The sequence below is a fragment of the Algoriphagus litoralis genome (assembly GCF_003259255.1).
Lineage (GTDB): Bacteria > Bacteroidota > Bacteroidia > Cytophagales > Cyclobacteriaceae > Algoriphagus > Algoriphagus litoralis.
This window is the reverse complement of sequence record NZ_QGOL01000019.1, coordinates 1-3794: the sequence shown is the minus strand read 5'-3', so window position 1 is coordinate 3794 and position 3794 is coordinate 1. Positions and strand designations below refer to the sequence as shown.

Here is a 3794-nt window from a genome sequence, read left to right as displayed (position 1 = left end):
CTGGAATGAACTTTTCTTTTCAATTCAACATCCTGCTCCAGCGCTGGTGATCCGTGCTATTTATTTAACCCAGCCTTGAAAGGCTGGGCTATTGATGGATTGCCGGTTCCTCAATCCATGATAGCAATCGGCATCTGCTCCTCGAAATTTGTAATTTCGAGGTCCTACCCTAGGATTTGTAATCCGATACCACATTTCCATTGCGCTGGAATGAACTTTTCTTTTGAAATTAACATCCTGATCCAGCGCTGGTGATCCGTGCTATTTATTTAACCCAGCCTTGAAAGGCTGGGCTATGGATGGATTGCCGGTTCCTCGATGCTAGTTAGCAATCGGCATCAGCTTCTCGAAATTTGTAATTTCGAGGCCCTACACAAGGATTTATAACCCGACAACCTATTCCATTGCGCTGGAATCAGCTTTTCTTTTCAATTCAACATCCTGCTCCAGCGCTGGTGATCCGTGCTATTTATTTAGCCCAGCTTTGAAAGGCTGGGCTATGGATGGATTGCCGGTTCCTCGATGCTAGATAGCAATCGGCATCAGCTCCTCGAAATTTGTAATTTCGAGGCCCTACCCTAGGTTTTGTAATCCGACACCACATTTCCATTGCGCTGGAATCAGCTTTTCTTTTCAATTCAACATCCTGCTCCAGCGCTGGAGTACCGTGCTATTTATTTAGCCCAGCCTTGAAAGGCTGGGCTATGGATGGATTGCCTGTTCCTCAATCCATGATAGCAATCGGGAGCAATTTCAAGATCAGCTCCTCGAAATTTTTAATTTCGAGACCCTACACAAGGATTTAGAACCCGAAAACCTATTCCATTGCGCTGGAATAAACTTTTCTTTTCAATTCAACATCCTGCTCCAGCGCTGGTGATCCGTGCTATTTATTTAACCCAGCCTTAAAAGGCTGGGCTATGGATGGATTGCCGGTTCCTTGATCCTCGATAGTCATCGGCGGGATTGATCTCCACATCTGGGAGTAGAATCATTCGGGTTACTAGGTGGAGTTTGTAACTCCACATTACTATCCAAACGAATTTGTAATTCCCCCTCCCCAAAAACCATAATCTTCGCGATTCTTTACCAATTGACCTTTTCAGTACATTTGGTCAATCTATCACCATGACACCAAGACCAAACATTCTGATCATCTGCGGGAAAAATAAAAGGCGAAGCCGAACGGGTGAGTTTATTTTTAAAAATGATTCCCGGTTTAATGTTCGCTCGGCGGGACTGAGCCCCAAAAGTGACCGGAAAATCTCTGAGGCTGACTTGAATTGGTCGGACTTGGTCTATGTGATGGAAACCGAGCATCGTAGCAAAATCAGGGAGCTATACCGTCATCTGGACTTGCCTGCTATTGAAGTGCTCCATATACCGGATGAGTATGAGTACATGGATGAGGAGCTGATTGATCTTTTGACAGACCGAATTAACCAATCGCTTCGGGCTGCTTATGGTCTCTGATCAGTTCGCTTTCCTGAAAAAACTCATAAGAATGGAGAGCTAATCCTAAGCAGAGTTTGTACCTCACAGACAGGAATAGTAAACCTAATTATTACCTTTTGATGACTATGAAAAGTAAGGCAAACATCAAACTTCCGCTTTCGGCTACTGAAAAAGCAAATTTGAGAACCCATAAAATCAAAATCGCAAACCTTCTGGACTTTGCAGCTGACGAATTGGAGGTTTTGCTAGGCGCAAGCGCTGAGCGAGCCAAAGAAATCTTTGCCCTAGGTGAATTTCAAACCGTTCCTTCTGTCGGGATAAAATTTGCCGAAGACCTGGTGTTTTTAGGGTATTATTCGCTCCAGGAACTCAAGGCAAAAGACGGCGGCAAACTGACAGACGAATACGAACAAAAATTGGGTTATTGGGTCGATCCCTGTGTAGAAGACCAATTTAGATTGGTCGTACATTATGCAAACACTGCTGACCCATCCAAAACCTGGTGGGACTTTACTGCAGAACGAAAAAAGTTTCGCGCGGAATATGGGTATCCACAAAGCAGACCTCAAAAACCCTGGTATGAGACTTTGACATATGAACTCAAAAACAAAAAAGGCAGCTTTAACGAGGAGTAGCGTATTTCCATTGACTGAATTGATTTTTTAAACCACCTTACGATCGAAACGAATTAGTAATTTACCCCATGACCCACTACCTGATTGTACCCGGCCTTGGCAATTCGGGACTCGAACATTGGCAGACTTATTTCGAGGAGTCCGGACCGCAATTTCACCGAATCCAGCAGGAAGAATGGGATGCACCTGCATGTGCGGATTGGATTCAGAAGATCGAGGAAAGTGTGCAACAGTTTGACCCGAAGGAGGTCGTATTGATTGGGCATAGCCTGGGCTGCACCGCCATTGCCCACTGGGCCAAGCGATTTGGCAAAGTGGTAAAAGGCGCCCTGCTGGTTGCTCCCAGCGATATCGAAAATCCGGTGTACACCTTTCCCGCAACCGGCTTTTCACCTATTCCTTTGGAAAGGATTTCCTTTCCCACGCTGGTGGTAGCGAGTACGGATGATCCTTGGGTATCGTTTGAGCGGGCTGCGTTTTTCGCTTCCTCCTGGGGCAGTGCTTTCGTTTCCCTTGGTGCAGCAGGGCATATCAATGTCGCCTCAGGTCACGGGGCTTGGGAGGAAGGACTTGAGCTGCTGAAGCGTTTGGGTTGAGGAGTTGGTGAGCTTGCTTGATGTCAGCCTTCTCGCTCACCGATCCACTTTATCCGCTTAGGCTGCCTTAGTAAACTCTTAACTAGATGAACTTATTGCTATGGAATTTATTACGCTGAAGACTTTTGACAATCCGATAGATGCCCATATCCTCAAGAGCAAACTTGAAAGCGAGGGAATAATCTCCTTTTTATTTGATGAAAATATAGTTGGGCTTAACCCACTATATAGTATCGCTGTTGGGGGAATAAAGCTAAAGATCAATCGATCTGATTACGAAAAGGCCCACGCAATTCTTGATGAGTCGATAAAAAACAGGTGGATCAGTGACGCAGGCGAACGGATTCAATGCCCACGATGCAAATCAGAAGACCTCCTCAGTGACTACATATCTTTACGTGGCACCAAAGGGATCCTTGCCGCTATTGTCTCTTTCCTTTTGTTGGTTTTACCGTTTTATCAAAACACGGTTTATAAGTGCAAAGCCTGTGATTTTGAGTTTAAAAAATCTGGTTGAGTTATTATTCGCTACAAATCCTTTAGAGCAATTGGGAATCTATTCTAGGATTTATAACCCGAAAACCTATTCCATTGCGCTGGAATCGGCTTTTCCTTTCAATTCAACATCCTGCTCCAGCGCTGGTGTTCCGCGCAATTTATTTAGCCCAGCCTTGAAAGGCTGGGCTATGGATGGATTTCCAGTTCCTCAATCCATGATAGCAATCGGGAGCAATTTCAAGATCAGCTCCTCGAAATTTGTAATTTCGAGGCCCTACACAAGGATTTAGAACCCGAAAACCTATTCCATTGCGCTGGAATCAGCTTTTCTTTTCAAATCAACATCCTGCTCCAGCGCTGGCGTTCCCCGCAATTTATTTAACCCAGCCTTGAAAGGCTGGACTATGGATGGATTGCCCGTTCCTCAATCCATGATAGCAATCGGGAGCAATTTCAAGATCAGCTCCTCGAAATTTGTAATTTCGAGACCCTACCCTAGGATTTGTAATCCGAAACCACATTTCCATTGCGCTGGAATCGGCTTTTCCTTTCAATTCAACATCCTGCTCCAATTCTGTAGTACCCTGCTATTTATTTAGCCCAGCCTTGA

General features: G+C 45.0%; 4 protein-coding genes. All 4 read left to right on the top strand.

Annotation, left to right across the window (positions count from 1 at the left end; genetic code table 11):
* Positions 1-1128 precede the first annotated feature (1128 nt).
* The 4 genes from DK188_RS19320 (at position 1129) to DK188_RS19305 (ending at position 3203) form a co-directional block, all read left to right on the top strand.
* Complete coding sequence (locus DK188_RS19320; RefSeq protein ID WP_111672500.1) at positions 1129-1473, top strand: low molecular weight protein tyrosine phosphatase family protein; 345 nt, start codon at positions 1129-1131, stop codon at positions 1471-1473.
* Positions 1474-1574: 101 nt separating this feature from the next.
* Positions 1575-2090 carry a helix-hairpin-helix domain-containing protein gene (locus DK188_RS19315; RefSeq protein ID WP_232825776.1) on the top strand — a complete coding sequence of 172 codons (516 nt, stop codon included), beginning with the start codon at positions 1575-1577 and terminating at the stop codon, positions 2088-2090.
* Between the two features lie 68 nt (positions 2091-2158).
* Positions 2159-2686, top strand: a complete 528-nt coding sequence (locus tag DK188_RS19310; protein WP_111672498.1) for an RBBP9/YdeN family alpha/beta hydrolase — start codon at positions 2159-2161, stop codon at positions 2684-2686.
* A 100-nt stretch (positions 2687-2786) separates the two neighbouring features.
* The gene (locus DK188_RS19305) at positions 2787-3203 is read left to right on the top strand and encodes a putative signal transducing protein (RefSeq protein WP_111672497.1); all 417 of its coding nucleotides are present in this window, start codon (positions 2787-2789) and stop codon (positions 3201-3203) included.
* The last annotated feature ends 591 nt before the right edge of the window (positions 3204-3794 follow it).